Origin of the sequence: Kitasatospora sp. NPDC051702, from assembly GCF_040681575.1 — a bacterium.
Classification (GTDB): Bacteria; Actinomycetota; Actinomycetes; order Streptomycetales; family Streptomycetaceae; genus Kitasatospora.
The window spans coordinates 1-24677 of the sequence record NZ_JBFAZB010000012.1; the positions used below are offsets into that span (position 1 = coordinate 1).

Sequence of the window (24677 nt, forward strand, 5' to 3'; positions counted from 1 at the left end):
GTCGGCGTGCCCGTGCAGCGTCCGGGTCGCAAGTGGCGGCGCCGAGCACGCGTGGACGGCCGGACGAGCAGCAGCCGAGGTCCGCGCCCCTCCCGACGTCGTCCGCGTTCACGGCTGCGTCCGCGTTCCCGGCAGCGTCCCCGCCGGTGGGCCGGCGGCCCGGCTCAGCCGCAGGAGCCGGCCGGGTCGACGCCGCGCTCGGGCCCCCGGTCCGCGTGCCGGGCACCCGGGATGTGCGGCAGCCGGGCCGCCGACACCACGCCCTCCAGGTACCCGCGGGCCCGCTCCGTCCGGGGGTAGGCCTCCAGCAGGGCCCAGAACGCCGGGCCGTGGTCCGGCACCAGCAGGTGGGCGAGCTCGTGCAGCAGCACGTAGTCCAGCACGTACTCCGGCATGCCCTGGAGGCGGTGCGAGAGCCGGATGGTGCCCTCGCTGGGGGTGCAGGAGCCCCAGCGCGAGTTCTGGTTGGTGACCCAGCGGACCTGGGTGGGCCGGGCCCGGCCGTCCAGGTAGGCGGCCGAGAGCTCGCGGGCCCGGGCCGCCAGCGCGTCGTCCCCGGGGATCCGGCGGCTCTCCTGGGCGGCGAGCTTCTCCAGCATCTGCGCGACCCAGCGCTGCTCCTCGGCGTGCGACATCCGGGCCGGGATCAGGACGACGGTGCGGTCGCCCTCGCGGTAGGCGGAGACGGTGCGGCTGCGGCGGGCGCTGCGGCGCACCTCCACGCGGCCGCGGTCGTGCGGCTCCGGGGGTGCGCCCGTGACGGACGGGTGCTGCGGCTGTGCGGACCTCGGCTGCTGCTCGTCCGGCCGTCCACGCGTGCTCGGCGCCGCCACTTGCGACCCGGACGCTGCACGGGCACGCCGACGCGACGCCGATGGATGGGAGTCCCGCTCGGCTGCCATGGCACACGACGTTACCCGGAACCCCTGACAGAAGTCCGCTGCCGTGGCCGAAATGTTTCGTGGAGTGATCGGGAACGAAAGGCCGACGGCGGGTGTCCGGAAATCGACGCCGGAGGGGCCGGGCAGTTATCCACAGGGACTGCGAACAGCTGATGTGATCATGGGCCCGCGCCTGTGGATAACCCGGAGCACGGTGTCGGCCCGGTGGGGCATGCTGCGGTCAGCCGTCCGGAATCGATCGGAGGGGAGCCGCCGTGCGCCTCCAGCTGAAGCCCGCCCTGTCCCGCAGCTGGCGGGACGCCGAGACCCTGCAGTTCGGGACCGTCACCCGCCACGCCGGCGTGCTCGGCCAGGCCGACAAGACCCTCTGCGACTTCCTCGCCCTGCTCGACGGGACGCGCGGGCGGGCCGAGCTGCTCGACGCCGGCGAGCGGATCGGTCTCGGCCGTGATCCCGCCGACGCCCTGTTGACCGACCTCGCGGAGACCGGCCTGCTGGACGACGCGGACGCCACCGCGGCGGCCCTGGCCCGCTTCCCGCAGCCCCACCGGGGCGTGCTCGGGCCCGACTTCTCCTCGCTCTCCCTGGTCCACTCCGGCCCGGGCGCGGCACCGGCCGTCCTGGCCCGGCGGGCCGACGCCCGGATCGAGGTCCGCGGCGCCGGGCGGGTCGGGGCCGCGGTGGCGGCCGTCCTCGCGGCCGGCGGCGCGGGCCGGGTCACCGTGGTGGACTCCGGGCGGGTCCGCCCGGAGGACTGCTCCCCGGCCGGGCTGCCGCCCGGGGACGTCGGGCGCCTGCGCACGACGGCCGCTCGGGAGGCGGTGCAGCGGGCGGCGGCCCGGCCCCCGGCTCCGGCGCCCCGGCGCGGCGGCGGCGAGCAGCCGCCCGACTTCGTCGTGCTCGCACCGCGGGACGGCAGCGCGGCGTTCGCCGGCGGGGCGTACGAGGCCCGCCTGCTGCTCCGGGCCGGGGTGCCGCACCTCTACGTCGGCGTGGTCGAGGAGTTCGGCGTGGTCGGGCCGCTGGTCCTGCCCGGGGTGTCGGCCTGCGGGCACTGCCTGGTGCTGCGCCGGGAGGACGAGGACGCGGCCTGGCCCCGGGTGCTCGCCCAGCTGGCCGACGGCGGGCCGGGGCGGGCGCACGCCCCGGCCTGCGACTCGGCGCTGGCCACGGCGGTGGCCGGCCTCGCCGCGCTGCACGTCCAGGTGCAGCTGGACGGCGGGCGGCCGCCGAGCGTGGACGGCTGGTGCGAGGTGTCGGCCGGCGACGGGATGCCCCGCCGGCTGCGGCTGCGCGGCCATCCGCACTGCGGGTGCCTGTGGCAGCCGCAGCCACCGCGATGAGGGCGCGGGCCGCCGGGCGCGCGGGCGGCGCCCGGACCCACCGGACCCACCGGGTCGACCGGGTCCACCGGGCGAGCTCCGGGCACGCCGAAGGCCGGCGCCCCGGAGGGGTACCGGCCTTCTCGGTGGGGGCGGGCCGTCCGCCGGTGTCAGGCGGCGTTCTCGGCGGGCTCACCGACGGCGGCCGCGTCCGCCTTGCGGTCCCGCATCACCAGGGTGGCCACCAGGGCCGCCGCCAGCACGCCGACGGCGCTGACCGTGAAGGTCGTCGACATCGCGGAGGTGAACGCCTCCCGGGCGGTCCGGATCAGCCCGGCGTCCCCGCCGGCCGTCGCCAGCGCCCCGCCGATGGAGTGCTTCGCCTCCTCCGGCAGCCCGGCCGGCATCTCGTCGGCGAAGCCGCTCGACAGCAGCGAGCCCAGGATCGCGATGCCGAGCGCGGTGCCGGCCTGCTGGATGGTGTCGTTCAGCGCGGAGCCGACGCCCGCCTGCTCCGGCGGGATGGTGCCCATCAGCGCACCGACCGCGGCCGGCATCGCCAGGCCGGCGCCGAGCCCGAGCAGCCCCAGGGCGACGGCCGGGACGGTGAAGCCGCCGTCCGCCGTGACGGTGGTCAGCAGGAGGAAGGAGGAGGCCATGACGAGCATGCCGGCCAGGATCAGCAGACGGTTGCCGATGGTGGCGGCGAGCTTGGCGCCGACCCCGTTGCCCAGCAGCGCGGCGACGGCCAGCGGGACGAAGGCGAGGCCCGCCTTGACCGGGGAGTACCCGAGCACGGACTGCAGGTACTGGGTGAGCACCAGCAGCAGGCCGCCGTTGCCGATCTGCACCAGGGTCAGCGACAGCGAGCCCCCGCTGAAGTTGCGGTGCCGGAAGAGGACCAGCGGCACCATCGGCGCGGAGGTGACGTTCTCCCAGACCGCGAACCCGCCGAGGGAGAGGACGGCGACGGCCAGGGTGACCAGGGCCTGACCGCCGAAGGCGCCGTGCTGCGGGATCTCGATGATCCACCAGACCAGCGCGGTCATGCCGACGGCGGAGAGCACCGCACCGAGCGGGTCGGGCTTCTGCCACGGGCCCTTGGACTCCGGCATCAGCAGCAGGCCCGCGAGGATCGCCAGCGCCACGACCGGGACGTTGATGAAGAAGATCGAGTGCCACGAGAAGTGGTCGATCAGGCCGCCGCCGAGGACGGGGCTGCCGACCAGCCCCAGCATCGCCACCGAGCTCCAGGCGGCCATCGCCTTGTTGCGCTCGTCCTCGTCGAAGACGGTGATGAGGATCGACAGGGTCGAGGGCATGATCAGCGAGCCGCCGACCCCCATCGCGACGCGTGCCGCGATGACCTCACCGGGGCTGGTGCAGAAGGTGGCCGCGAGCGATGCCGCACCGAACAGCAACAGCCCGATGATCATGATCCTCCGGCGGCCGAACCGGTCGCCGAGGCTCCCGGAGGTCAGCAGCAGTCCGGCGAAGACCAGGACGTAGGAGTCGAGGATCCACTGGGTGTCCTGGGCACTGGCCCCCAGGTCGGCCGTCATCGAGGGCACCGCGACCGTCAGCGCCATGCTGTCGACCACCAGGACGAGCGAGCTCAGGCACAGCACGATCAGGATCCACCAGCGGTGCGGATTGCGGCCCCCGGCCACCTCTGACGCTGACATCTGCCACCCCTCCAGTCTGCGCACACCGTTCCCCCGGTGCGCACTCCGTTCCTGCGTTGCGAACACTGTACGCACAGCGGAACGGTGTGCGCAATAACCGACTGCTGTACGCTCGATGCGAACGCTGTACGCACCGAAGCAGAGAAGAGGGAGGGGTGCCGCCATGGCCGCCCGCACCAACCCGATCCCGTCCGTGTGGGCCCGTCCGCAGCGCGAGCCCGACCAGCCGGCGCTCAGCCGGGCCGGGATCGTCCGCGAGGCGATCGCCGTGCTGGACGCCGAGGGCATAGAGGCCCTGAGCATGCGCAAGCTCGCCACCCGGCTCAACGCCGGCGCCACCTCCCTCTACCGGCACGTGGCGACCAAGGACGAGCTGATGGAGCTCGCGGTGGACGAGGTCTTCGGCGAGATCGCCCTGCCGCCCGCCGAGAGCCCCGACTGGCGCGCCGCCGCCACCGACGCCGCCGGGGCGTTCCGGGCGACGGCACTGCGCCACCCCTGGCTGTCGGCCGTCCTCGGCCAGGCCGGCCTCGCCTACCTGGGCCCCAACCTGATGGCCTTCGGCGAGCGGATGGCCGTCCTCTTCACCTCGGCCGGCTTCCCCGAACCCTCCCGGGCGATCGACGCCGTCATCGCGTACGTCGTCGGCATGAGCACCACCGAGGCGGCCTGGCTCACCACCATCGCCCGCTCCGGCCAGAGCGAGGTCGACTTCATCGCCCGGCTGATGCCCGCCGCCCAGGAGGCCATCGCCGGCCTCGACCTCCTCCCGGAGGCCTACGCGGCCGCCGCGGCCGCCCCGGACCCGGCGGCCCTCCGCGACGCCAAGTTCGCGTACGGCCTCGACGTGGTCCTGGACGGCCTCGCCCTCCGCCTGCCACGCTGACCACCGCCACGCCGACCGCCGCCACGGTGGCCGGCCCGGCCGGTCGGACCCGGCCGGCGTGCGGCACTCCCCGCTCCGCGCCGACGAAATTCCGCCGGGGGCGGGTCGGGGAGCGGGCACAATGGCCTAGTGATGGTGGGCCGTCCGGTGTCGGGGGGCCAGGGATTGGAGGCCCGGGTGAGCGATCTTCCGCGCAAGGCAGTGACCCGCACGGCACGGCTCGCCGCCCTGCCCCTGGGGATAGCCGGTCGCGCCACGCTCGGACTCGGCAGGCGCATCGGCGGCCGCTCGGCCGAGGTGGTCACGGCCGAGCTGCAGCAGGCCACCGCCGACCAGCTGTTCAAGGTCCTGGGTGAACTCAAGGGCGGAGCCATGAAGTTCGGACAGGTGCTGTCCGTCTTCGAGGCCGCACTGCCCGAGGAGGTCGCCGGGCCGTACCGGGCCGCGCTCACCAAACTGCAGGACGCCGCTCCCCCGATGCCCGCCGCCAAGGTCCACACCGCGCTGGCCCAGCGGCTCGGCGAGGACTGGCGCGGGCTCTTCCAGGAGTTCGACGACCGGCCGGCGGCCGCCGCCTCGATCGGGCAGGTGCACCGGGCGGTCTGGCACGACGGGCGCCCGGTCGCCGTCAAGGTGCAGTACCCCGGCGCCGGGGACGCCCTGCTGGCAGACCTGACGCAACTGAGCCGGGTGGCCTGGCTGGTGGGGCCGCTGATCCCCGGGCTGGACATCAAGCCGCTGATCACCGAGCTGCGCGAGCGGGTGTCGGAGGAGCTGGACTACGAGCTGGAGGCGCAGGCCCAGCGCCTGCACGCCGAGGAGTTCGCCGACGACCCGGACATCGTGGTGCCCGGTGTGGTGGCACAGGCGGACCAGGTGCTGGTCACCGAGTGGATGGACGGCACCCCGCTGGCCGAGGTGATCGCCGACGGCACCCAGGAGGAGCGTGACCGCGCCGGGCAGCTGCTGGCCCGGTTCCTGTTCGCCGGCCCGTCCCGGACGGGTCTGCTGCACGCGGACCCGCACCCGGGCAACTTCCGGCTGCTGAAGGATGACGGCCCGGCGTCGGGCTGGCGGCTGGGGGTGCTGGACTTCGGCACGGTGGACCGGCTGCCGGGCGGGCTGCCCGCGCCGATCGGGGCGTCGCTACGGATGGCCCTGGCGGGCGACGCCGCAGGCGTGCTGACGATGCTGCGCGAGGAGGGCTTCGTCAAGCCGTCGATCGAGCTGGACCCGGACGCGGTGCTGGACTACCTGCTGCCGATCATCGAGCCGGCCGCCGTGGACGACTTCCACTTCACCCGGGCCTGGATGCGCGCCCAGGCGGCCAGGATCGCCGATCCCCGCTCGCCCGCCTACAACCTGGGCAAGCAGCTGAACCTCCCGCCGGCGTACCTGCTGATCCACCGGGTCACGCTGAGCACGATCGGGGTGCTCTGCCAGCTGGGCGCCAAGGCCCCGTTCCGGGCGGAGATGCTGCAGTGGCTCCCCCGGTTCGCCGACGAGGGGGCGCCCCCCGCCGCCGCGCCCCGCACGTCCGGCACCCGCGCCCGACTCGGCAAGGACTGACCCGGGCCGGGCTGGGCGCGCGAGGGCGCGCACCGGACCCGGAACCCCGACGACCGCAGGCCGCCCCCCATGACGGGGGGCGGCCTGCGGCACGACGGGGGTGGGGCGGCACCGGGCGTCCCCGGGCGGCCTCGACGACACCGGCGCGATTACATCAGCGCGACGGCGAGGGCCTTGCGGGCCCGCAGCGAGGCGCGCTCGGCCCGCTGCTTGAGCCTGCGGGCCCTGGCGACCCGGGTGACGAGGCGTTGGTGCTCGGCCTCGTGCAGGCGCTCCTGCATATGGGCCCGGGCCAGGGATTCGTGGAGGAGTTGCATCTCGAGGGTCCTGTTCTGGATCTGAAGTTCGGTGGTCTGCTCGGAGCGGACGGTCGGATCGATGGCGGCGGCGGTCATGTGGTGGTCCTGCTCGGGGTGCGTGCTCGGGAAGTGGGCGGGTCGGACTGCGTCGGCCTTGGCGGCGGCGATGCGGACGGAGCGGCGGAGGGAGGTTTCCGACAGGGGCTGCTCTCCCCGGCGGACGGCCCTGGCACCGTGTTCGCGGTTCACGCCATGACCTCGGTCTTGCGCGGACGGCCACGCGGCCGCTTGCGGGCCACGACGACACCCTGGACGAAGAGCTCGCCACCCCAGACGCCCCACGGCTCGCGCCGCTCGAGCGCACCGGTCAGACAGACGTCCTTGACCGGGCAGGTGCCGCAGAGGGACTTCGCGTACTCGACGTCGGCGGGCGTCTCGGCGAAGAAGACCTCGGGGTCGAAGGCGCGGCAGGGGATGGGGAGACCGAGAGCCTCGGCCTGCTCGATGGAGCTGAGCTGCATGGAAGGAACCTCCGGGGGGTCGGCCTGGTCGGCCTTGGTGATCTGGCTTGTCGGCGGTACGGACGGGATGGGCGGCGTGATGACCGTGGACACTGTGGGCGTCTTCCTCGTCTTCTCAGTGGTTCCGGCCCGGATGACTGGTGGTCTGGGCCGGAGGCCCCGAGGGGCCTGGGTGGTCTTGCGTACCGGACAAAACAGAAGGGCCGCGGATCCCGGTGTGACGGGTTCCGCGGCCCTGGAGGTGCCGACCTGAAGCTTGCTCAGGTTCGTTCTCTCCAGGGTTCAGGCCCGCGGAAGGCCCGCATCCGGATGGCCTCGGCGCCCGTGAGGGCGGCCAGGGCCAGGTTGATCTGCTGCTCGTTCTGCTTCTGGGTGTTTCCGGCACCGATGACCTGCGCATAGCCGCCATGCATGGCGGCGGCTACGGCTGCCTTCGGTGCCTGGATCGGTCGCTCGTCGCGCGGGGAGCGCGGCGTGCCGACCGAGGCCCAGTCGCGGGACAGACCGGTCTCGACGGAGGTGCCTTCGGCGCCCCTGCCGCCCGCGACGCAGAGATCAGTGTGGCCAAGCCCACTGACAGCGGGGACGACGGAGACACCGGTGGTGTCGAGACCCAGACCGGTTCCACCGAGCTCGGCGAGCGCCCGCAGACGGGCGGCACGCAGGGAGGCAGCGACAACGGTCTGGCCAGTCATTTTGGTGATCATGATGTTTCCCACTGTCTTCGCCTCCTCTCGGCGTCTCGCGGAGCCCGGTTCCCCAGGCTCCGAATGTTCGGATGTCTGTCTCGGTGAAGCTGTTGCGTGTGGGGGATTCGGCACAGGTGTCACCCCGTGCGACCGCGTCCCCTTGACCGCTCCGGCAGGCTATTGCGCTCCCGGCACGCGGCGCAAACTATTTTTCGCGGCGGGTTGCGAAGTCCCCCGAGCAGTCCCCTCGACCGCGCCCGGACCGGCTCACGCCGGATCGACCGGCTCGCCGTCCCCGACGCCGTCCGGATCCTCCTCGGGCTCCTCCCCCGCACACAACGAGAGCACGGCCGCCCCGTACTTGTCCAGCTTCATCGCACCGACCCCGGAGATCGCGGCCAGCTCCTGGCGGCTGGCCGGGACGTCCTCGGCGATCGCCATCAGCGTCGCGTCCGTGAACACCACGTAGGCCGGCGCCCCCTGCTTCCTGGCCTGCCCGGCGCGCCAGTCGCGCAGCCGCTCGTACAGCGCCTCGTCCATGGTGGACGGGCAGCTCTCGCAGCGGCGCAGCTTGCGCTCGACCGCCTCGGTCAGCACCCGGTCGCAGACCCGGCACTTGACCGGCCCGCGGACCCGCCGACCGGCGGAGCGCTCGCCGGGCTCGACGCCCCCGCGCCCGCCGCGCCCGCCGGTGCGCGCGCCGGGGGCGCTGGAGCCGGGGCGCAGCCCGTCGAGGAAGCGGCTGGGCTTGCGGCTGGCCCGGCCGCCCGGGGAGCGGCTGAGGGCCCAGGAGAGCGAGAGGTGCCGACGGGCGCGGGTGACGCCGACGTAGAGGAGCCGGCGCTCCTCCTCGACCTGCTCGTCGGTCTTGGCGTAGATGATCGGCAGGGTGCCCTCGGTGAGCCCGACCAGGAAGACCGCGTCCCACTCGAGGCCCTTGGCGGCGTGCAGCGAGGCGAGGGTGACGCCCTCGACGGCGGGCGCGTGCTGGGCGGCGGCGCGGGCGTCGAGCTCGGCGACGTAGGCCGCGAGGTCGGCGTCCTGGCCGGCGGCGGCCCTGGTCCGCTCGAACTCCTCGGCGAGCCGGACGAGGGCGGCGAGGGACTCCCAGCGGTCGCGGACGGCGCCGGAGCCGGCCGGCGGCTCGGCGGTGAAGCCGCGGCTGGCCAGCACGGCGCGGACCTGCCCGGCGAGGTCGGGGGCGCCGGCGGTGAGCGGGTCGGCGGCGGCCCGGGCGGCGCCGCGCAGCAGGACGCCGGCGTCGCGGACCTCGGGGCGTTCGAAGAACCGCTCGGCGCCCTTGAGCTGGTAGGGGACGCCGAGGTCGGCGAGGGCCTGCTCGTAGACCTCGGACTGGCCGTTGGTGCGGAACAGGACGGCGACCTCGCTGGCCCGCACGCCGGCGGCGAGCAGGTCCTTGATCCGGCGGGCGGTGGTCTCGGCCTCGGTGGGCTCGTCCTCGTACTCGGTGTAGACCGGTTCGGGGCCGGCCTCGCGCTGGGAGACGAGTTCGAGCCGGTGCCGGGCGGCCTCCCCGCGGGCCTGGGAGAGCAGGCCGTTGGCGAGGTGGACGACCTGCGGGGTGGAGCGGTAGTCGCGGACGAGCTTCACGACGGTGGCCCCGGGGTGCCGGCCGCGGAAGCCGAGCAGGTAGTCGGGGGTGGCGCCGGTGAAGGAGTAGATGGTCTGGCTGGCGTCACCGACGACGCAGAGGCTGGCGCCGCCGCCGGGGCCGGTCCACTGGTCGAGCAGGCGCTGCTGGAGCGGGGAGACGTCCTGGTACTCGTCGACGGTGAAGTGCCGGTACTGGGCGCGGACCTGGTCGGCGATGTCGGGGCGGTCCTCCAGGATGGCCGCGGTGAGCAGCAGGACGTCCTCGAAGTCGATGACGCCGCGGCGGCTCTTGGCCTCCTCGTAGACGCGGTAGACCTGGGCGGTCTCGGCCGGGTCGCGCGGGGCCTCGCGGCCGGACTTCTGGACGGCGGCCGGGTAGTCGTCGGGGCCGGTCTGGGTGACCTTGGCCCATTCGATCTCGGCGGTGAGGTCGCGCAGTTCGGTGCGCTGGACGCGCAGTCCGCAGCGACCGGCGGACTCGGCGACGAGCTGGACCTTGCGTTCGAGCAGCTGGGGCACCGGCCCGCCGACGGCGCGCGGCCAGAAGTACTGGAGCTGGCGTAGGGCGGCGGCGTGGAAGGTGCGGGCCTGGACGCCGTCCGCTCCGAGCTCGCGCAGGCGGCCGCGCATCTCGCCGGCGGCGCGGGCGGTGAAGGTGACGGCGAGCACCTGCTGGGGCTGGTAGACGCCGCTGCGCACGCCGTAGGCGATCCGGTGGGTGATGGCCCGGGTCTTGCCGGTGCCGGCCCCGGCCAGCACGCAGACGGGGCCCTGCAGGGCGGTGGCGACGGCGCGCTGCTCGGGGTCGAGCCCGGCGAGCACGGCGTCGGGGCCCGTGGCGGCCCCGGGGTCGGCCCAGGGGGAGCCGTGGGGGCCGTCGGACGGGCTGCCGCTCAAGAGGTCTTCCTGCATGCGTTCCATCCTCTCAGCCCGGTGGGACAACGGTGGCGGGGTTGTCCACAGGGCCGGTGCGATCGGAGGATGATCGCTCCGCAGTGCGGTCGACAGGGTGTCGGAATGCCCGCCGCCCGGTGGACGTTCGGTCCAGAGACCGTACGCACCCCCCTTCCGAAGGAGTCCCCTCGATGTCCGGCACCGTGACGATGTACAGCACGACCTGGTGTGGTTACTGCAACCGGCTCAAGAGCCAGCTGGACCGTGAAGGCATCGGCTACACCGAGATCAACATCGAGGAGGACCCGGCGTCGGCGTCCTTCGTCGAGTCCGTGAACAACGGCAACCAGACGGTCCCGACGGTGCTGGTGAAGCCGGCCGGCGGCGGCGAGCAGGTCGTCATGACCAACCCGAGCCTGCTGCAGGTCAAGAAGGCCCTGGCGGCCTGAGCCGGCCCGGACGGCCGGGCCGGCGCGCGTCACGGCGCGTCGGCCCGGGCGGGGTCGACGGGTGCGGCGGGCGCCGGCAGGGTGACCCGCGCGCCGAGGTCGCCGACGCCGTAGACGAGCCGGCTGCGGTCGGCCGAGTACCGGGTCTCGATGACCCGGACGGGCCCGCGCCGGTCGTAGGTGACGCGGGTCTGCACCACCAGGGGCACACCGGGGCCGCCCTGGAACCACTGGGCCTCCTCGGGGCCGGGCATCCGGGCGACCAGGTGGTCGACGGCGCCGATCTCGGTGCGGCCGAGCCCCTCGAGGACGGCCTCGTCGCCGCCCTCGACCGGGTCCGGCTCCATCAACGGGGTGCCGGCGGCGAGCCCGGCGCGGTAGTGGCTCTCCTCGATCGAGTAGGGCTCGCGGTCGAGCAGCCGCAGCTGGCGGCGGACCACGATGGCCTCGCCGGGGCGCAGCCCGAGCCGCTCGGCGATGTCGACCCGGGCCCGGACGATCATCATCTCGAAGTCGGTGGTGAGCTCGCGGCCGGCCTCGGCGGCCTCGCCGAGGTAGACGGCGGAGGGCAGGGCCAGGCAGTCGCGGGCGGCCGGGGCGAGCGTCGGCCCGTACGCGCGGTGGTCCAGGACGGGGTGCTCCCGCAGGTAGGTGCCCTTGCCCTGGAGGCGGACCAGGCGGCCCTCGTTGACCAGGACGTCGACGGCGAGCCGGACGGTGTTGCGGGCGACTCCGTACTGGCGCTCCAGTTCGCTCTCGACCGGCAGGGCGGCGTCGGCGGTGAACTCGCCCTCGGCGATCCGGCGGCGCAGGTCGGCGGCGAGTCGCTGGTATTTGGGGGATTGGGCGGTGCCCCGGGGGATTGTCACCCGAGTGAATCTAGCGAGCGCGGTGACGCGTTTTCAGCCGTTTCCGGCAATGTCGTCCGCCCGGGTGGGGCCCGCACGCCGGGCGGCACCGGGCGGTAGCAGAACTGGCCCGTCCGACTACGAACATCCGCTCGTGTCGGAATCGGGAAGGGATTGCAAAGACGAATGGGGGCGCGCGGCATAAGCCACGCGCCCCCATTCGGCCGGAATTACCAGCGCGCCGACGACGGCAGCGGTTCGCCGTACCAGAGTTCCACCAGGTGGCGGGCGATCGAGATCCCGGACGGCGGCAGGATCTCCCCCGCCGCCATCCCGGCCCGCAGCTCCTCGCGGGAGAACCAGCGCGCCTCGGCCAGCTCCTCGCCGTCCACGGTGATCGCCGTGCCGTCCGGCAGCGCCCGGCCGGTGAAGCCGAGCATCAGGCTGGACGGGAACGGCCAGGGCTGGCTGGCCACGTAGTGCACCTCGCCGACCCGGACGCCGGCCTCCTCCTGCACCTCGCGCACCACGGCCTGCTCGATCGACTCCCCCGGCTCGACGAACCCGGCCAGGGTCGACCAGCGGCCCTCCGGCCACAGCGCCTGGCGGCCGAGCAGGCAGCGGTCCTGCTCGTCGGTGATCACCATGATCACCGCCGGGTCGGTGCGCGGGTAGTGCTCGGCCGCGCAGGAGGTGCAGCGCCGCACGTGCCCGGCGCCGGCCTTCTCCGTCGGGTGCCCGCAGCGGGAGCAGAAGCTGTGCAGCCGGTGCCAGTGCTCCAGCGCCACGGCGTGCACCAGCAGTCCGGCGTCCCGGTCCGACAGCAGCGCGCCGACCTCGCGCAGCCCGGCCGGGCGGGCGTCGCCGTCCAGCCGGCCGGGCAGGCTCTCGCCGGCCAGTGCGAAGTAGGAGACGCCGTCCTCGTCGGTGCCGAGGAAGTACCGGTCCCCGGTCTGCGGCGCCTCGAAGGAGGGCAGCAGCACGAGTTCGGTGCCCTGCGCGGTGTCGACGACGAACGCCTCGCCGCCGGCGATGGGCAGCACCCGGGTCGCCGGGTGGCTCCAGGCCGCCGCCAGCCAGGGCTCGTCGAACCGGTGCTCGGCCGCCCGGTCCACTCCGGCCCGGGCCAGTGCCAGGGGCAGCCGGGGTTCGGTCTCAGGCACGGTGCTCACTTCGTTCCATCCCCACGTGGTGAATCATCCGGATGAGTGATCTGCCGGCCGTGGCGCGCCCGGAGGCCGCCCGCGCCGGGACCGGGCCGGCGTGCCCCGGCGTGACGGGCACGCCGGGTCGCCCGTCCCGCGGTGCGCTCACGCGCCGGGCCGGAAGTTCTCGGCCAGGTCGCCCCACAGGTACGCGGCGGTCTCCACGCCCTTGGCGAGCAGGTCCAGCTCGACCTTCTCGTTGATCGAGTGCCAGCCGTCCGAGGGCACCGAGATGCCGAGGAACAGCACCGGCGCACCGAGCACGTCCTGCAGGTCCGCGGCGGGGCCGGAGCCGCCCTCGCGGGTGAAGAGGATCCGCTGTCCGAAGGCCCGGCCCATCGCCCGGACGGTGGACTGCAGCGCCGGGTGGTCCAGCGGGGTCAGGCAGGCCCGGGTCGCGCCCGGGAAGACCAGCTCGTGGCGGATGCCCTCGGGCACCCGCTCGGCCACCCACGCGCGGACGGCCTCCCGGACCTTCTCCACCTCCTGCCCGGCGACCAGCCGGAAGGAGAGCTTGAGGTGCGCCGAGGACGGCACGATCGTCTTGCCGCCGGGGCCGGTGTAGCCGCCCCACAGGCCGTTGACCTCGGCGGTCGGACGGGCCCAGACCCGCTCCAGGGTGGTGTAGCCGGCCTCGCCGCGGGTGCCGTACGACTTCGCGACCCGCAGCCACTGCTCCTCGTCGAAGGGCAGCTCGGCGAAGAGCTCGCGCTCGCGCTCCGTCAGCTCGACCACACCGTCGTAGAAGCCCGGGACGGCCACCCGGCGGTCGGCGTCGTGCAGGCCGGCGGCCAGCTCCGCGGCGACCTCGGCCGGGTTGGGCACCGCACCGCCGAAGGAGCCGGAGTGGATGTCGGCGTCCGGACCGTACAGGTCGATCTGGGCGTCGGCCAGGCCGCGCATGCCGGTGCAGACGGTCGGCGTGGTCTCGGACCACATGCCGGTGTCCGAGATGACGACCACGTCGGCGGCCAGCCGCTCGGCCTCCCGCCGGACCAGGTCGGCGAAGTGCGGCGAGCCGGACTCCTCCTCGCCCTCGATCAGCAGCTTGAGGTTGACGGCCGGCGCGGTGCGGCCGGTGGCCTCCAGGTGGGCGCGCAGGCCCAGGGTGTGGAAGAACACCTGGCCCTTGTCGTCGGCCGCACCGCGGGCGAACAGCCGCCCGTCGACCACGGTCGGGGTGAACGGCTCGGTGTCCCAGCCGTCCTCCCTGGCGGCCGGCTGCACGTCGTGGTGCCCGTAGACCAGGACGGTCGGGGCGGAGTCGTCCCCGGAGGGCCACTCGGCGAACACCGCCGGCAGGCCGTCGGTCTCCCACACCTCGGCCACCGGGAAGCCGGTGTCGCGCAGCTTGGCGGCCAGCCACTCGGCGGAGCGCCGCACGTCGCCGGCCCGGGCCGGGTCGGCGGAGACCGAGGGGATGGTCAGCCACTCGGAGAGGTCCGCGAGGAATTCGGACCAGTGCTGGTCGATGAAGGAGCGGACGACGCTGTCCGGGGTTCTCGTCATACGGACGACTTTAGTTCGCCCGTGCGGGTGCCCGCCCCGGCCGTCCGGCTGCCGGGCGCCGCGGGAGCTGTAACATCCGTCACCCCCGGCCGCCGCCGAGGGCTGCCGGGGGTGACGGGGCGACGCGCGGGCCTCAGCCGGAGCGGCGCAGCAGCGAGATCCGCGAACGGGTGAGCAGCGCCGCCAGCCCGGCCGCGAGCAGCGGCAGCACCACCACGGTGACGGTGATGGTGGGCCACGGGAAGACCACGATCCCCTGGTTCGCGACCGCATCGGGGCTCATCCCGGGATAGCTGTGCGCGGCGGCCTCGACCTTGCGCAGGGCCACCCCGGGCACGACCCCGGAGACGATGCCCAGCAGGGTGCCCATCGCCGCGATGACCCCGCACTGGAAGCCCGACAGCGAGCGCCGGATCCGGGGCTCGGCGCCGACCGCCGCGAGGGTGGTCAGGTCGCGCTGGGAGTCGGCGGCGGCGAGACCGGTGGCGATGCCGGCCGCGCCCAGGGCGACGATGGCGGCGAAGACCGACAGGCCCAGGCCGATCAGCCCGGTCTTGGACTGGTAGCCGCGCTCGACCGTGAGGCCCTGCTGGTCGGTGAGCCTGGACAGCGCGCCGTTGGCCTTCTGCTCGGCGCCGTCCGAGGGGACGGCGTCGGGCAGCCAGACCGACCCGGCCGGGGAGGTGGTGAGGCCGAGGCGCGCGGCGGTCTGCGGACTGATCACGGCCTGGCCGGCGCCCGGGATCGCGGCCGGTGCGAGGACGGCGTCGACGGCGACCTCGGTGCGCTTGGGCCGGGTCCTGACCGAGCCGTCGGCGGCCTCGTCCGAGGGCTCGTTGAGCTCGACGACGACCTTGCCGTCCTTGATGTAGCGGGCGTCGAAGACCACCGCCCGCCCCGCGGCGAGGGCCTCGCCGGCGGCCGGGGCGGTGACGCCGTAGAGGTTGCGCAGCAGGGTGGCGTCGCCGGCGGAGAGGTCGCCGAAGTGGCTGGCGCGGCGGCCGCCCGTCTGGCAGCGCGGGTCGGAGCGGACGATGCGCTCGATCTCCTCCGGGTCGCGCTGGTCGTCGCCCTCGTAGGCGGGGCAGCGCAGGTCCTTGGGCAGTTCGATCCGGGCGTAGCCGCAGCTGTTCCCGTCGGAGCAGTCGCCCTTGTAGTTGATCCGCAGGACGTCGGCGCGCTGGCCGAGGCCGGGGATGTTGCGCTCGACGGCGTCGCGCATCTGCGGCAGCAGCTTCTCCTGGCCGTTGGAGGCGTACCCGCCGCCGAGCATGACGGCGCCCGAGGGGCCGGAGGCCACGTACTCGCGGCGGCCCTGCTCCTCGTAGCTGGCGAGGTAGACGCCGACCGCGACCGAGCCGGCGACGGCGGCCATCACGGCGGCGACGGCGGGAGCCGTCCGGCCGCGGTGACGCACCGAGTCGCGCAGGGCGAGCCGGGGGCCGAGCGAGAGCCAGCGTCCGAGCTTCCCGAACAGCCCGACCAGGTAGGGGGTGAGGGCGACCATGCCGAGCTCGGCGATCACGGAGCCGCCGAGGACGGCCAGGCTCCGGCTGGCGAAGCCGCTGGTGGCGCCGAGCAGGGCGAGCGCCGCACCGCCGGCGACCATCAGCAGGCCGAGGACGGCGAGCTTGCGGTTCGGCGGCTTGAGCGAGTCACGCCCGGTGAGGGCGGCGACGACGTCCTGGCGGGAGGCCTGGACGGCGGGGACGACGGCGGCGAGCAGGCCGGTGACCAGGCCGACCAGGAGCACGCCGACGAGGTCGAGCGGCTGCAGGTCGAAGTGGCCGAAGCGGCTGCCCGAGTACTCCTCGGCCTGGGTGCGCAGCAGGGCGACCAGGCCGACGCCGAGGGCGAGGCCGACCACGGCGCCGGTGACGCCGAGGACGACGCCGCCGCCGAGCACGACGGCCCGGACCTGCGCCCGGTCACCGCCGCCGGCGGCGAGCAGGCCGAGCTGCCGCCGGGAGCGCCTGGCCCCGACGGCGAAGGCGGGGCCCGCGAGCAGCACGATCTCCAGCAGGGCCATGCCGACCACGGTGGCGAGCATGACGACGGAGGTCCGGTCGAAGTAGGAGGTCTCGGTGACCCGCTGCTTGTCGGCCTGGGTGTAGTAGGGCACGTCGGCGCGGGCCGGCGGGTCGAGCAGGACGGCCCGCGAGGCGAGGGTGAAGCCGTAGCCGCCCAGCTCGGTGACCTTGGGCCAGTCGAGGACGGCCCCGGCCGGGAGCTCGACCAGCCAGCGGGTGGGCGCGCCGGTGCCGGCGCTGCGGCTCTGGACGGCGCCGGGGAGCTTGGCGAGCGGGTCGATCAGGGTGCCGGGCCGGGCGATGATCTCGGTGGCGGTGAGCTCGCCCGGGTACTCGTAGACGCCGGTGATGGTGAACGGCGTGGCCTCCAGGCCCCGGACGGTGGTCCGGTCGCCGACCTTGAGGCCGGAGCGGGCGAGGAACGCCGTGGTCACCGCGACCTCACCGTCCCGCTCGGGGGCGCGGCCCTTGACCCGGTCGAGCCGGCCGCGCCACACCGGGTCGGTCAGGTCGGCCTCGGTGGTCTGGGTGCTGAGCAGGCCCTCGGCGCTGCTGGCCGAGGTGTAGGGCCCCTGCCGCTCGGGCACGAGGGTGGCGCCGGCCGGGAGCAGCTGCTTCGCCAGGTCGGCCGGTTCGGTGTCCAGGCTGCGGCGCTGGGCCGGGGTGTACTGCGGGGGCGCGCCCTTCTTGGCGTCGTCCTTGGGGTTCTGGACGTACACGCCCGTGTCGGGGTCGGGCGCCTGCAGGACGGTGGAGCCGCGTTCGATCATCTGGAGCTCGCCGGCGGACTGCCCCATGATCCGCACGACGCGTTCGCCCGGGTCGAGCTCGGCGCTGCGGAACACCACGTCGGCGCCCGCGACGCCGAGGACCGGCAGCGCGACCATGGCGATGACGAGGGCGCTGCGGCCCTTGGCGCGCAGCGCGTCACGGCGGGCGATGCGCAGGGCGACCCGCCAGGCGCTGAGCTTCACTCGTCCACCTTCAGGCTGTTGGTGGCGGCGGTGACGAGCAGGCTGGCGGCGTCCTGGCTGGCGCTCTCGTCGACCATCCGGCCGTCCCGCAGGAAGACGACGCGGTCGGCCCAGGCCGCGTGCCGGGCCTCGTGGGTGACCATCATGGCGGCGGCGCCGGCGTCGCAACGGGCGCGCAGCACGGCGAGGACGGCCTCGCCGGTGGTGGAGTCGAGGGCGCCGGTGGGTTCGTCGGCGAGGACGAGGCGGCGGTCGCCGATCAGGGCGCGGGCGATGGCGACGCGCTGCTGCTGGCCGCCGGACATGTCGTCGGGGAAGCGGTCGGCGAGCTCGGGGATGCCGAGCTCCTCCAGGGCGGCGTGCGCCTCGCGGCGGGCGGCACGGGCGGAGAGGCCGTCGAGTTCGCGGGGCAGCGAGATGTTCTCCGCGGCGGTGAGCGCCGGGATCAGGTTGTAGTCCTGGAAGACGTAGCCGACGGCGCGGCGACGGACCTGGGCGAGCCGCTTGCGGGTGAGTCCGCCGAGGGCGACGCCCTCGACGAGGACCTGGCCGCTGCTGGGGCTGTCCAGGCCGCCGGCCAGGGTGAGCAGGGTCGACTTGCCGGAGCCGGACGGGCCCATGACGGCGACGAACTCGCCGGGGTGGACCTTCAGGTCGATGCCGCGCAGCGCCTGCACCTCCGCGGCGCCCTGTCCGTGGACGCGGGTGACGTTCTCCAGGTGCAGCACCGGTGTGTGCCGGGTCGGGTCCGAGTGGGACACGATTCCCCCCTTGCTGGTCGTGGGCTCGGTGTCGGGGCCGAGCCGGTGGTTCCTTGTGGCCGGGCTCAGGTCCGTGAGCGGCGGCGGCCGGGTGCGGTGGCGGTGGCCCCGCCGTCGCGGGCGGCCTCGGCGGCGCGGGCCTGCAGGGTCTGCGCGTGCTGGGCGAGCCGGGTCTCGCAGTGGTCGAGCCAGCGGATCTCCGCCTCGGTCTGGAAGATCAGCTGGTCGAGGACGAGCAGCCAGGCGAGGTCGTTGCCCTCGGTGGGCACCGCACCCGGCCGGCCCTTCTCCCCCGGCGCGGCGCCGCCGGCCAGGGCGCGGCCCTTGAGCCGGGTGTAGTCCTGCAGCGCCTTGATGCTGTGCCGGCGCTGGCCCTGGACGACGGCGCCGACGTCCACGCCCGGGACGGTGACGGCCATGGCGAGCTTGATCGCCAGCTCGTCGCGCGGGGGGTTGGTCCGGGGCACCGGGGTGTCGAACCAGGCCCGCAGTTCGGCGCGTCCCGCATCGGTGACGGCGTAGAACTGGTGCCCCTCCTCGTCCTCCCCCGCGGACTCGACCAGGCCGTCGCGCTCCAGGCGGGACAGCGTGGTGTAGACCTGCCCGACGTTGAGGGGCCAGGTGGCGCCGGTGCGCGCCTCGAACTCGGTGCGCAGTTGGTAGCCGTAGCGCGGGCCCTGGTCGAGCAGGGCGAGCAGACCGTGACGGATGGACATACCGAGTATGTATACCCGGTATGCCCTACCGGCTCAAGCCGCCCCCTCCCCCGTCGAGCGGGTACCGTCGTGCGGTGTGAGCCAGTTGCGCATCGCCACCTTCAACCTGTTGCACGGTCAGCCGCTCGCCCCCGACGGCGCCCCGCGGCCCTACCCGGCCGACGCCGGCGGCCCGCTGGCGGACGCGGTGGCCGCCCTCGACGCCGACGTGCTCGCCCTGCAGGAGGTGGACCGCCACCAGTCCCGCTCCGGCGGGACCGACCAGACCGCGGTGGCCGCCAAGGCCATGGGCGCCGCCGACTGGCGCTTCGCCGCCGCCCTGCACGGCCGGCCCGCACCGGTGGCCGGCTGGGTGCCGGAGCCGTCCGTGCCCGGCGGCCTGCGGGTCTACGGCCCCGGCGACGTCGGCGACGGCGCCCCTCCGTCCTACGGCACCGCGCTGCTGACCCGGCTGCCGGTGCGGCACTGGCGGGCCCGCCGGTTCGCCCCGGCACCGTTCGGGCTGCCCCTGCGGGTGGCCGGCCGGCGCGGTCTCACCCCCGTGCCGGACGAACCGCGGGCGGCGCTGGCCGCGGTGCTCGAGGGCGACCGCGGGCCGTTCACCGTGGTCGCCGCGCACCTCTCCTTCGTCCCCGGGTGGAACATGGCGCAACTGGCCGGCATCCGGCGCTGGATCGCCGACCTGCCGCAGCCCTACCTGGTGCTCGGCGACTTCAACCTGGTCGGCGCGGTGCCGCGCACCGTCCTCGGCGGCGCGACCGCGCTGGAGCGCACCGCGCCGCGCGCCCGGGTGCGCGAACTGCGGGCGGCCCGGCGGGCGCGGCCCGCCCTGGCCGAGCCGCGCCGACGCCGGGTGCGCGAACCCCGGGCCCGGCTGCAGGGCTGGTACGACCTGGCCCGCACGCCCACCTACCCATCGCACCGGCCGGCGGTGCAGTTCGACCACGTGCTGGCGATCGGCGTGCCGCGCACGGCCGTCGGCCCGGCCGCGGCACCGCGCGCGGCCGTCTCCGACCACCGGCCGCTGCTGGTGGAGGTCTCGCTCTAGGAAGTGGACGGGCCCTACGTCCGGTGGGCCAGGACTCCGTTCTGGTGGGGCAGTCGGGCGCCCTGGACGGACGGGGGCTCGTACTGGAGCAGCAGCATCGCCGCGTCGTCGCCGAGCTGGCGGCCGACGTGGCGGACCACGTCCTCGTGCAGGCGCTGCAGGACCTCGGCCGGGCGGCCGTCGGCGCAGCGCGGGAGGCGCTCGGCGAGCGGGTAGAAGGCGCCCGAGCGGTCCCGGGCCTCGATCACCCCGTCGGTGAACAGCAGTACGCGGTCGCCGGAACGCAGCGGCACCCGGTGCACCGGCGGCCGGACGTCGGCGGGGTCGAGGACCCCCAGCGGCGGGACGGTCTCGGCGAGTTCGAGCGGCCTGACCTCCCCGCCGCGCAGCAGCAGCGGGGCGGGGTGGCCGCAGTTGACGAGCTCCGCGGTGCCGTCCGGCCCGACGCCGATCAGCACCAGGGTGACGAACTCCTCCTCCACGCCCGGGTGGTCGTTCTCGTGCAGGGCCCGGTCGAGGCTGACGGCCAGCCAGCCGGCCACCCGGTCCAGCGCGCCCTCCTGGTGGGCGGCCTCACGGAAGGCGCCCAGCACCGCGGCGGCCGTCTCGACCGCGCCGAGGCCCTTGCCGCGGACGTCGCCGACCACGGCCCGCACGCCGTGGCGGGTGTTGACCACCTCGTACAGGTCGCCGCCGATCCTGGCGTGCGCGGCGGCGGCCTCGTAGTGGACGGCCGCCCGGACGGTGCCGACCCGCTCGGGGACGGGCCGCAGCAGCACCCGGCGGGCGATCGAGGCGACGAGCTGGGCGTCGGCCAGCGCCCGCTCCTGGCGCAGCCGCAGGGTCGCGCTGACCCAGCCGATGGTGGCGACCAGCAGGATCGCGAAGACGCTGGCGGCGTGCACGGACTGGTCGAGCGCGTCGCTGCGCAGGGCCATCAGGAAGGCCACGGTCTCGGTGCACAGACCGATGGCGAGCGGGTACCAGGTGCGGCGGCTGACCACGGCGGCCAGCGCGGGGACGGCGGTGAGGGCCGGTTCGACCGTCACCTCGGTGTTGCTGACGTAGTCGAGGGCGACGATCAGCGCCATGCCGAGGAAGGGCAGCGCGAGCGCCGTCCTCGGCCAGGTGCCGGTCGCGCCCGGAGCGGGTCCCGGGGTCGGCCCGGTGAACCGCTCTCTGATCCATCCGGTCGCGCTCAACGTCGATCTCTCCAGCAGAAGACGCCGATGCCCTGGGGCACCTGCGGTGATGACTGAGGGTTAGGGAATGCGGGCCTCGCTGGCGGCCGGAGCACGGGGGTTGACCGGTTACCGACCCCACAATAGGCGCGAAACGTGCATGACGCACAGGTTTCGGGCGTTGCCGTGATGACTTGGATGCTCTGCGTGACTCATTATTCACTGTTCCCGATCAGGAGCCGTTCCAACTCTTTTCGGTCGGGAAGTCCTGTCGGGCGGACGATCCGCCCGCTGCGGACGTACAGGAACGAAGCCGTGACCTGCTCGGGCGGAACGCCCGCCTGCTCCGCCCAGGCGATCCGGTACACCGCGAGCTGCAACGGATCGGCGGTCTCCTCGCGGTGGGTCTTCCAGTCCACCACTTCGTAGCGTGACGCACCACCGGATTCCGACTCCCCGTCACCGTCCCGGTAGACCGCGTCGATCCGGCCGCGCACCACCCGCCCCCCGAGCACCAGGTGGAACGGCGCCTCCACCCGGTGCGGCCGGCGCTGGGCGTACGGGGTGCGCAGGAACGCCTCCTTGAGCCGCTCCAGGTCCTGCTCGTCCTCGATCCCGTCGTCGTCCGCACCGGGCAGCGCGCCCGGCTCGATCAGCATCAGCGGCTCGATCCGGGACTGCAGCCAGGCGTGGAAGCGGGTGCCGCGCCGGGCGGCCGGCTGCGGCGGGCGCGGCATCGGCCGCGCCAGGTCGCGGGCGAAGCCGTCCGGGTCGGCGGCCAGCCGCAGGAGCTGGGTGGCCGACAGCGCGGCGGGCAGCGGAACGTCGCGGGCGGTGCGCCGGGAGCGCTCCAACTCGCCCAGCAGGGAGGTGAGGTCGCGGTCCCAGGAGGCCAACTGGCGCTGGTCCTCGACGGCCATCGGCTCGACGGGCACCGGCTCGGCCCCCAGCCCGGCCACCCGGGCGCGGACCACCGCGGCGACCCGGCGGCGGGCGTGCTGGGCGGCCGGGTCCAGCGGCAGCGGCCACGGGCGGTCCACCACCGCGGCCAGCGCCGGGTTCTCGGCGCCCTTCTCCGGCTGCTCGGCCCAGCACTCCACCTCGCCGGCGCCGGGCAGCTCGCAGTGCTCGCGCAGCTTCTCCAGGAAGGCGGACGGACCGCGGACGGTCTTCTGGCTCGGGCCCCACCAGTGCCCGGAGGCCAGCAGCAGGGCGCGCGGGCGGGTGAAAGCGACGTAGCCCAGGCGCAGTTCCTCGATCCCGGCGTGCTCGGCCAGCTGCTGCCGGAAGGCCGTCATCGACTTGCCGTTCCAGCCGCCGCGCACGTCCGGCAGGGTGGCCGCGTCGCCGCGCAGGGCGTGCGGGAGCACCCGCTTGGTGCTGGTCCAGCGCTCGCGCGGGCTGCCGGAGGGGAACGCGCCCTTCACCAGCCCGGGGACGGCGACCACGTCCCACTCCAGGCCCTTGGACTTGTGCGCGGTGAGCACCTTCACGGTGTCCTCGCCGCCGGGCAGGCTGCTGTCCAGGCCGCGCTCGTACTCCTGGGCGGCGCGCAGGAAGGCGAGGAAGGCGGCCAGGCCCGGGTCCCCGTCGAGGTCGGCGAAGGAGGCGGCGACGTCCAGGAAGGCGTGCAGGGTCTCCCGCCGCCGGGCGGCCAGCGCCAGCGGGGAGGCGGCGAGTTCGACCTCCAGGCCGGTGACGGTCAGCACCCGGTGCAGCACGTCCATCAGCGGGTCGGCGAGCGAGCGGCGCAGGTCGCGCAGCTCCTGGGCGAGGCGGGCCAGGCGGACCCGGGCCTCGGCGGAGAAGGGGAGCTCGTCGGGCTGGTCCGCGTCGAGGAAGGTCTCCACCGCGTCGGCCAGCGACACCACCTCGGTGGGGTCGGCCTCGGCGACGGCCGCCGTCAGCGCCTCCACGCCCTCCGGCCGGTCGGTGCGCACCAGCTCGGCGGCGCGGCGCCCGAGCAGCGCGAGGTCGCGCGGGCCGATCCGCCAGCGCGGACCGATCAGCAGCCGCACCAGCGCGGCGTTGGCGGTCGGGTCCTGGAGCACCTCGCAGACCGCCACCAGGTCGGCCACCTCGGGCAGTTGCAGCAGTCCGCCCAGGCCCACCACCTCGACCGGGACCTCCCGGGCGACCAGCGCCGCGTGGATGTCCGGGAAGGCCGCGCCGCCCCGGCAGAGCACCGCGATCCGGCCCGGCGCGGTGCCGGTGCGCACCAGGTGGGCGATCGAGTCGGCGAGCCAGTCGACCTCCTCGGCGTGCGTGGGCAGCAGCGCGGCCCGCACGTAGCCCTCCTGCTCGGCGCCGGGCGCCGGGCGCAGCGCCTCGACGCCCTCGTGCATGGCCCGCAGCGGGGCGGCGAGCTCGTTGGCGAAGGCGAGCAGGCGCCCGCCGCTGCGGCGGTTCTCGCTGAGCGCGTAGCGGGCGGCGGGCCCGCCGGTGGCCCGCGGGAAGTGCCGGGGGAACTCGTCGAGGTTGGCGACCGAGGCACCGCGCCAGCCGTAGATCGCCTGGCAGGGGTCGCCGACGGCGGTGACGGGGTGCCCGCCGCCCCGGCCGTCGGGGCCCGCGCCGAAGAGGCCGGCGAGCATCAGCCGCTGGGCGACCGAGGTGTCCTGGTACTCGTCGAGCAGCACGACCCGGAACTGGCCGCGCAGCAGCTCGCCGACCTCGGCCCGGTCCTGGGCGAGCCGGGCGGCGGCGGCTATCTGGTCGCCGAAGTCCATCAGCCCGGCGGCCCGCTTGCGCCGCCGGTACTCCTCGACCAGGCGCAACAGCTCCAGTCGGGCCCGTGCGGTGGCCGGGACGGCCCGCAGGTCGTCGTTGGTCAGCTTGACGGTGGCGAGGGCGTCCAGCAGCTCCTCGTCGTGGGTGCGCAGGGCGGCCGGCTCGACCAGGTGCTCGGCGAGCTCGCCGTCCAGCGCGATCAGGTCGGCGACCAGGTTGGCGAAGGTGCCGGTCAGTGCGGGGAACGGGCCGCGGGCGGTGCGCAGCACCTTGGCGGCGAGCTGGAAACGGGTGGCGTCGGCCAGCAGCCGCACGTCCGGCTCGATGCCGATGCGCAGGCCGTGCTCCTTGAGCAATCGGCCGGCGAAGGCGTGGTAGGTCGAGATCTCCGGCTCGCCGAGCGACTCGGCGTCGTCCTGGTCGGCGCCCCTCCCCCAGCCCTCGGCCGGGGGGAGCCCGAGCCCGCAGACCCGCAGCGCGGTGCGCACGCGTTCGGCGAGCTCCCCGGCGGCCTTGTTGGTGAAGGTGAGGCCGAGGACCTCCTCGGGCCGCACGGCGCCGGAGCCGACCAGCCAGACCACCCGGGCGGCCATCACCGTGGTCTTGCCGGAGCCGGCGCCGGCCACGATCACGGCCGGCTCCAGGGGTGCGCCGATGGCCGCCATCTGCTCCCGGTTGAACGGGATGCCCAACAGCTCCTTGAGCTGGTCGGGATGGCTGAGCACGGCTGTCACCCCGCAACGTTAACGGGCCGGACCGACACTCCGGACGCCCGGCCGGAGTGACCCTGGCTACTCCGCCCCCCCCCGCACCCGGGCCCGGCGCCCGGCCCGAAGGACGGGCTC

19 protein-coding genes are annotated in these 24677 nt (G+C 74.9%); 5 read left to right on the plus strand and 14 right to left on the minus strand.

Going from position 1 to position 24677, the window contains the following annotated elements; genetic code table 11:
- Window positions 1–164: 164 nt before the first annotated feature.
- Window positions 165–722: a M48 family metallopeptidase gene (locus AB0N04_RS13005; RefSeq protein ID WP_360213895.1), complete on the minus strand. Its 558-nt coding sequence runs from the start codon at window positions 720–722 to the stop codon at window positions 165–167.
- Between the two features lie 434 nt (window positions 723–1156).
- On the opposite strand from AB0N04_RS13005, the gene AB0N04_RS13010 reads away from it, so the two are divergent.
- Entirely contained in the window at window positions 1157–2245 is a 1089-nt protein-coding gene (locus AB0N04_RS13010) for a ThiF family adenylyltransferase (protein ID WP_360213893.1), read from the plus strand.
- Between the two features lie 149 nt (window positions 2246–2394).
- Here AB0N04_RS13010 and AB0N04_RS13015 read toward each other — a convergent pair whose 3' ends face one another.
- Complete coding sequence (locus AB0N04_RS13015) at window positions 2395–3909, minus strand: MFS transporter (protein ID WP_360213891.1); 1515 nt, start codon at window positions 3907–3909, stop codon at window positions 2395–2397.
- Window positions 3910–4072: 163 nt separating this feature from the next.
- Here AB0N04_RS13015 and AB0N04_RS13020 point away from each other — a divergent pair, with 163 nt between their 5' ends.
- Both AB0N04_RS13020 and AB0N04_RS13025 read left to right on the plus strand, forming a co-directional pair.
- Complete coding sequence (locus AB0N04_RS13020; RefSeq protein ID WP_360213889.1) at window positions 4073–4795, plus strand: TetR/AcrR family transcriptional regulator C-terminal domain-containing protein; 723 nt, start codon at window positions 4073–4075, stop codon at window positions 4793–4795.
- 177 nt (window positions 4796–4972) lie between these two features.
- Window positions 4973–6364 carry an AarF/ABC1/UbiB kinase family protein gene (locus AB0N04_RS13025; protein WP_360213887.1) on the plus strand — a complete coding sequence of 464 codons (1392 nt, stop codon included), beginning with the start codon at window positions 4973–4975 and terminating at the stop codon, window positions 6362–6364.
- Window positions 6365–6513: 149 nt separating this feature from the next.
- Here the strand turns inward: AB0N04_RS13025 and AB0N04_RS13030 are convergent, their stop codons facing one another.
- The 4 genes from AB0N04_RS13030 to AB0N04_RS13045 form a co-directional block, all read right to left on the minus strand.
- Window positions 6514–6912: a hypothetical protein gene (locus AB0N04_RS13030; protein ID WP_360213885.1), complete on the minus strand. Its 399-nt coding sequence runs from the start codon at window positions 6910–6912 to the stop codon at window positions 6514–6516.
- Entirely contained in the window at window positions 6909–7226 is a 318-nt protein-coding gene (locus AB0N04_RS13035) for a WhiB family transcriptional regulator (RefSeq protein WP_360213907.1), read from the minus strand. The genes AB0N04_RS13030 and AB0N04_RS13035 overlap by 4 nt, the downstream gene beginning before the upstream one ends.
- 218 nt (window positions 7227–7444) lie before the next feature.
- Window positions 7445–7903, minus strand: coding sequence for a hypothetical protein (locus AB0N04_RS13040; protein ID WP_360213883.1), 459 nt, complete (start codon window positions 7901–7903; stop codon window positions 7445–7447).
- Window positions 7904–8140: 237 nt separating this feature from the next.
- The gene (locus AB0N04_RS13045; protein WP_360213905.1) at window positions 8141–10309 is read right to left on the minus strand and encodes an ATP-dependent DNA helicase UvrD2; all 2169 of its coding nucleotides are present in this window, start codon (window positions 10307–10309) and stop codon (window positions 8141–8143) included.
- A 263-nt stretch (window positions 10310–10572) separates the two neighbouring features.
- Here AB0N04_RS13045 and AB0N04_RS13050 point away from each other — a divergent pair, with 263 nt between their 5' ends.
- Window positions 10573–10830 (plus strand): mycoredoxin, encoded by a 258-nt coding sequence (locus AB0N04_RS13050; RefSeq protein ID WP_360213881.1) that lies wholly within the window; start codon window positions 10573–10575, stop codon window positions 10828–10830.
- Between the two features lie 29 nt (window positions 10831–10859).
- Here the strand turns inward: AB0N04_RS13050 and AB0N04_RS13055 are convergent, their stop codons facing one another.
- The 6 genes from AB0N04_RS13055 to AB0N04_RS13080 form a co-directional block, all read right to left on the minus strand.
- Complete coding sequence (locus tag AB0N04_RS13055) at window positions 10860–11699, minus strand: GntR family transcriptional regulator (protein ID WP_360213879.1); 840 nt, start codon at window positions 11697–11699, stop codon at window positions 10860–10862.
- 209 nt (window positions 11700–11908) lie between these two features.
- Entirely contained in the window at window positions 11909–12850 is a 942-nt protein-coding gene (nudC, locus tag AB0N04_RS13060) for an NAD(+) diphosphatase (protein ID WP_360213877.1), read from the minus strand.
- Window positions 12851–12988: 138 nt separating this feature from the next.
- Complete coding sequence (locus AB0N04_RS13065; RefSeq protein ID WP_360213875.1) at window positions 12989–14392, minus strand: dipeptidase; 1404 nt, start codon at window positions 14390–14392, stop codon at window positions 12989–12991.
- 133 nt (window positions 14393–14525) lie between these two features.
- On the minus strand, window positions 14526–17396 hold the full coding sequence (locus tag AB0N04_RS13070) for an FtsX-like permease family protein (RefSeq protein WP_360213873.1): 2871 nt from the start codon (window positions 17394–17396) through the stop codon (window positions 14526–14528).
- On the minus strand, window positions 17393–18157 hold the full coding sequence (locus tag AB0N04_RS13075; RefSeq protein WP_360213871.1) for an ABC transporter ATP-binding protein: 765 nt from the start codon (window positions 18155–18157) through the stop codon (window positions 17393–17395). The genes AB0N04_RS13070 and AB0N04_RS13075 overlap by 4 nt, the downstream gene beginning before the upstream one ends.
- Window positions 18158–18222: 65 nt before the next feature.
- A complete protein-coding gene (locus tag AB0N04_RS13080; RefSeq protein WP_360213869.1) occupies window positions 18223–18873 on the minus strand; it encodes a PadR family transcriptional regulator in 651 nt (216 codons plus the stop codon).
- 76 nt (window positions 18874–18949) lie between these two features.
- Here AB0N04_RS13080 and AB0N04_RS13085 point away from each other — a divergent pair, with 76 nt between their 5' ends.
- Window positions 18950–19921 carry an endonuclease/exonuclease/phosphatase family protein gene (locus tag AB0N04_RS13085; RefSeq protein WP_360213867.1) on the plus strand — a complete coding sequence of 324 codons (972 nt, stop codon included), beginning with the start codon at window positions 18950–18952 and terminating at the stop codon, window positions 19919–19921.
- A gap of 14 nt (window positions 19922–19935) precedes the next feature.
- Here AB0N04_RS13085 and AB0N04_RS13090 read toward each other — a convergent pair whose 3' ends face one another.
- Both AB0N04_RS13090 and AB0N04_RS13095 read right to left on the minus strand, forming a co-directional pair.
- The gene (locus AB0N04_RS13090) at window positions 19936–21123 is read right to left on the minus strand and encodes a PP2C family protein-serine/threonine phosphatase (RefSeq protein ID WP_360213865.1); all 1188 of its coding nucleotides are present in this window, start codon (window positions 21121–21123) and stop codon (window positions 19936–19938) included.
- Between the two features lie 194 nt (window positions 21124–21317).
- Complete coding sequence (locus AB0N04_RS13095) at window positions 21318–24566, minus strand: ATP-dependent DNA helicase (protein WP_360213863.1); 3249 nt, start codon at window positions 24564–24566, stop codon at window positions 21318–21320.
- Between the last annotated feature and the right edge of the window lie 111 nt (window positions 24567–24677).